This is a genomic window from Acinetobacter sp. YH01009, assembly GCF_013420765.1.
Taxonomy (GTDB): domain Bacteria; phylum Pseudomonadota; class Gammaproteobacteria; order Pseudomonadales; family Moraxellaceae; genus Acinetobacter; species Acinetobacter amyesii.
The window spans coordinates 1-2,063 of sequence record NZ_VOYE01000043.1; the positions used below are offsets into that span (position 1 = coordinate 1).

Annotated in this window: 2 protein-coding genes; one reads left to right on the forward strand and one right to left on the reverse strand. The window is 32.4% G+C overall.

Annotated elements, in window-relative coordinates:
• Positions 1 to 317 precede the first annotated feature (317 nt).
• Positions 318 to 776: a DUF523 domain-containing protein gene (locus tag FTT76_RS17420; protein WP_077170035.1), complete on the forward strand. Its 459-nt coding sequence runs from the start codon at positions 318 to 320 to the stop codon at positions 774 to 776.
• Between the two features lie 126 nt (positions 777 to 902).
• Here the strand turns inward: FTT76_RS17420 and FTT76_RS17425 are convergent, their stop codons facing one another.
• On the reverse strand, positions 903 to 1,691 hold the full coding sequence (locus FTT76_RS17425; RefSeq protein WP_038350081.1) for an aminoglycoside adenylyltransferase domain-containing protein: 789 nt from the start codon (positions 1,689 to 1,691) through the stop codon (positions 903 to 905).
• Between the last annotated feature and the right edge of the window lie 372 nt (positions 1,692 to 2,063).

Genomic DNA, 2,063 nt, shown 5'->3' on the forward strand with positions numbered 1-2,063 from the left:
ATAATCAGCGAAGAATTCAAAAAGGCTTGGATTTTAAGACACCAAATCAAATGGCAGAAGACTTTTATCGGTTAGCTGCCTAGAATCTCCCAAGTGAAAGTCTCCTGCTAATTCAGCACACATCACTGTTGATAAATTTTCTAAACAAAAAGGATCAAACTAATCTATAAGCTTTGTGGGTTAGAAAAAAAATAACTCACTTTGCATTGATCATATTTAAATTCTTGTTTTATCCATAGCACTAACCTATTAATTTTAAAAAATAATAGGTACTGGCTAAATAGCAAATCGATACATATCTTTTTCATAGAGGAAATATGATTTTAGTAAGTTCTTGTCTGGCTGGCTTAAAGGTACGTTATAACGGGACGCATAGCTTAAACGAAAAAATCGAAAAATTAGTCAAAGATGGAAAAGCTACTATGGTATGTCCAGAGATTCTTGGCGGTTTATCAACACCACGCGAACCTGCCGAGATTTCGGGAGGTAATGGCGATGATGTCTTAGATGGAAAAGCCTGTGTAATTGAAAAATCAGGAAAGGATGTGACTTCAATCTATATTGAAGGGGCATATAGAACTTTAAAAAAAGTTCAATTATTAAAAGCTACTCTGGTAGTGCTTAAAGAAAATAGCCCTTCATGTGGTAGTTCAATGATTTACGATGGTCAATTTAATGGGAATAAGATCTATGGCAATGGAGTTACCTCCGCTTTGCTTAAACGTCATAATATAAAAGTCATTTCAGAAGAAACTTTTTGGCAACTTTTACCCTAGTTCCTCCGCTTTTATTTAAAATCTTCATGCAACTCCAACCACGCCCCCCTTTGCAATATCAAGTCTCTTCGGTATTTAGAGATATAGTGAGGTAATAATCTAAGAAGCATATCCATTACTTCCACATCAGTTAAAAAGTAGTGGTTCAATTTTATGCTGTAATTCTTTAACAATTTTAGCAAGCTGATCATGTAAAACTAACCAACATTGCTCATGACCTTGCCCAATATATTCATCTATTATGAGTTGCAAAATGTCTTGATCTATCTGACTTAAGAATTCTAAAAACCATGTCGCAGCAACATCCTTGGCAACTATTGTTTTATGATCTAATGTATAAGCTATACGGCATAGCGCTAAAATTTGATTACATTCATCCTGATCGTCTTTCCAATGAGCAATAATTTGTGGATAAGTTTTTTGCATGGCAAATATTAATTGTTCATAGCTAATTGGATTTAACCAATCGCAAATATCAGGTCCAAAGATAGTAATGTTATGTAATTGGGCAGTTTTAAGTAAAATACTAATATCTGGATCAGATTGACTATAAAGTAATTCACCTTTGAGTAATTCTTCTCTCAACCACTCGCCATATTGTAGCTGATATGTATATGGATGATTTTTATTGGTAATACTCCCTTTTTCTAATATCGTAATTTCTAAGGCACGCGCTGTAGCATGACCAATCGGAACAGATATATTTAGAAAATTCTGCGCTAATTGTTTTCTTTCCTGATCGGTAATTTCACGTTCAATAATAACTAAAATATCAAGATCACTTTTATGTTTTAAACCACCATCAACATACGAACCATATAAATAAATAGCATAAAGCTTATCTTTAAAATTTTTTTGTAAAAGCTGTTTTACACTTTCAACTTGGCGACACTCTTCATCATTTAAGCTTTGCATATGATTTTTAATTTAAAAAAATAAGTAATGAATTCATAGAGCATTATACAGAATAAGTGTAAATAATTTAATCAATTAGTAAATAACATACTATTTTTACAATATATTTACTTTCAATATAGAGTTTAATACATAAAACTCTATCAATCAAAAAAAGCTTGAAACAACATCTGAATAGTAAGAGTCATTTCCTCCTCACTTAGAGATGGATCCGGAAATTTGAACAACTCCTATAAGTGATACTCTGCTCCTCAAATGATGTTATAAACATCAATATATGGAGTATTTTATGGCACGTAGACCAAGAAGAAATCATTCAAACGACTTTAAGGCTAAGGTAGCACTTGCTGCGATCAAAGCAGAAAAAACACT

What these genes read in the sequence shown, in the direction of transcription:
- FTT76_RS17420 (WP_077170035.1), top strand. Translation starts at nt 318, where the DNA reads ATGATTTTAGTAAGTTCTTGTCTGGCTGGCTTAAAGGTACGTTATAAC.
- FTT76_RS17425 (WP_038350081.1), bottom strand. Translation starts at nt 1,691, where the DNA reads ATGCAAAGCTTAAATGATGAAGAGTGTCGCCAAGTTGAAAGTGTAAAA.